The sequence below is a fragment of the Microvirga sp. GN3 genome, assembly GCF_055792825.1.
The window spans coordinates 1-2,462 of the sequence record NZ_JBVVAK010000342.1 but is presented as its reverse complement, the minus strand read 5'-3'; the positions used below and the strand labels follow the sequence as shown (position 1 = coordinate 2,462).

General features: G+C 56.7%; 1 protein-coding gene. It reads left to right on the top strand.

Annotated elements, in window-relative coordinates; genetic code table 11:
- Positions 1–1,035: 1,035 nt before the first annotated feature.
- Entirely contained in the window at positions 1,036–1,677 is a 642-nt protein-coding gene (locus tag ACS5Q1_RS47570; protein WP_473104733.1) for a response regulator transcription factor, read from the top strand.
- Positions 1,678–2,462 lie beyond the last annotated feature (785 nt).

The following is a 2,462-nucleotide window of genomic DNA, read 5'->3' as shown; positions in this document are numbered from 1 at the left end:
GGCCGCCGAGGCCGCTGATTGGGTTGTGACGCTGACGCCGCAGCAGGCGCGTCGCAAGGCTGGCATGATGTCCAAACACTTCTGGCTTAGAAAGCTGTTGCAGAATTTTTGGCGACCTACTTAGCGGTGGAGCAGAATGACAAGAGCCTGTTTAGGAGACGGCCGTTCACGGTGGAGGTCATCCTGTGCACGGTCCGCTGATATCCGCGGTTTCCAGTCATCTGTCGTGATTTTGAGCGTATGTTGATTGACTACGGCGTCCAGGTTGATCACACGAGCCTGTTTCGATGGATCGAGGCTTATGCGCCAGAGTTGGACAAGCGCATCCACTCGCATTTCTGTATGACGAACGGCTCCTGGCGTGTCGATGGGACTGACCTTCTCATGAAGAGCCAATGGTGTATCTCTGCTGCGCGGTCGATGCAGCCAACCGATCAACGCTCTGCTATCATCCAAGTGGGATATGGATGCTGCACGACAGTTCTTCCGCAAGGCCCTGAAGCAGCCACACACCGCCAGTCCGCGAACCGTCATGGTCGGTAGACCCCAGCTTCGACTGCAACAAAAGCCATGAAGCGAAAAGGAGCGCTCCGACACTTCGCCAAGCTCCGGCAATCGACGTTGCTGAGTAACATTCTTAAGCGGGATCATTCGCGCATCAAGCGCGTGACCCAACCAGGGCAAGGTGTCAAGAGCTTCTTGTCTGCCTTCCAGACGATTACCAGGTATGAGATCATGACCATGATCCGTATGGGCCAAGTGGTAAGCGCACCAGCAGGTGACATGCAAGGCCCAGAGCAATTCCATCGCTATACTGAGGACTGCTGCCTAGGCTGGTTCCGCCTTCCCGCTACAGTAACCAACGGCAGTGTTTGGCACTTCTTTCAGCTTCTGTTGAGCTTAAGGTTGGCAGGGGAACACCAGCTGCACCCCGCGGGTGTTGTACTGCCGTCAGTCCACTCAATCGTCCTTTAGCAATCACTCCTTGAGGTGCTATTTTTCAGCTTCTATCGTCTGGTCGACGGAGAGGATCGTATGATACATTGTCCAACTCCACCGCCTGCGACAACCGAAGAACCCGTCATCTTTGTCGTCGATGACGACGAGTCCCTGCGCGAGGGGCTCAAAAGTCTGTTGCGATCCGTTGGGCTCAAGGTCGAGATGTTCGGTTCGGCTGCCGAATTGCTGCGAACCAACTTTCCCGACGTGCCCAGCTGTCTGGTGCTCGACGTCCGATTGCCGGGACTGAGCGGTCTCGACTTCCAGGCCGAGCTGGCCAAAGCAAACATTCACATTCCCATCATATTCATGACGGGCCATGGCGACATCCCGATGTCGGTGAAAGCAATGAAAGCCGGAGCCGTCGATTTCCTGCCAAAGCCATTTCGTGATCAGGATATGCTGGATTCGGTTGCGACAGCGCTCGAGCGCGATCGTCAGCACCGGCAGGCCCAAAAGCAGCTGTCGGACCTGCGGGCCCGCTTCGACACCTTGACGCAGCGCGAGCGGGAGGTGATGGACCTGGTGGCGACCGGCCTGATGAACAAGCAAATTGCGGGCGAGCTGGGGCTCAGCGAAATTACCGTCAAGATCCATCGCGGCCAGGTTATGCGCAAGATGGGCGCGCGTTCGCTGGCCGATCTGGTGAGAATGGCCGAGTTACTTGGGATCCGTTGATCCCCGCCATAGAGCCGGTGACCACGGGCGGCATGGTGGGAACATCGTGAGAAGGTGAATGGGCTCGGTGCGATCTCTCCGGATCGCGGTGTCCGTGAGATGCCTGCTCGCACGCGCTACCGGATCGGAGGTGTGAAGGAGCCGGATGGAGCCTTGCCGTAGCCCGCTAACCTGCACTGCAGGCCACCGCGAGATCCAAGTGTCTTGCGACAGCTTTCCAAGCCGCCACAGCGATCGTGAATCTCGCAGCCAGCCAACACCTTCTATCCGGTGGGAAGTGGCCTTAAGCAACCATGCTTCATGCTTACCTCAACAACCGATATGCACGGTACAAGCGCCTAAAACCAACGTATATGCTCCCCCAAACCCACCCGTTGGGTTCGTATCCGTCAAGATGATTGAGCACCAACAATAGGCAATGCTAACTTCAGAACGTTAGAATTTCAATCATTGAAATTCACCGGCGGGTGCCTGCAAGGCGAGTTGACGTCTAGAGACCGCTCTGAACGCAAAACTGCAGGAACCCGGGTGATCTCTTGCTCCCACGGGAGGACCTGCTGTCGCACGAGGATGCCCCCGGATGACGTGCTCAGATCAACTGCAGGATATTTCAATGATCTCCCCCTTCATAAACCCCACATACCTCTGGTACGATACCGCGCATTGGCTTTTGAGTCCGGCTCGCGCCGCTTCCGATTTCACGAAGCACTTCTTCGACAATCCTGGTAATCCGCTTACCAACACGCCCTATGGCCGGACCGTGTCGGCGGCCTGCGAATTGTTCG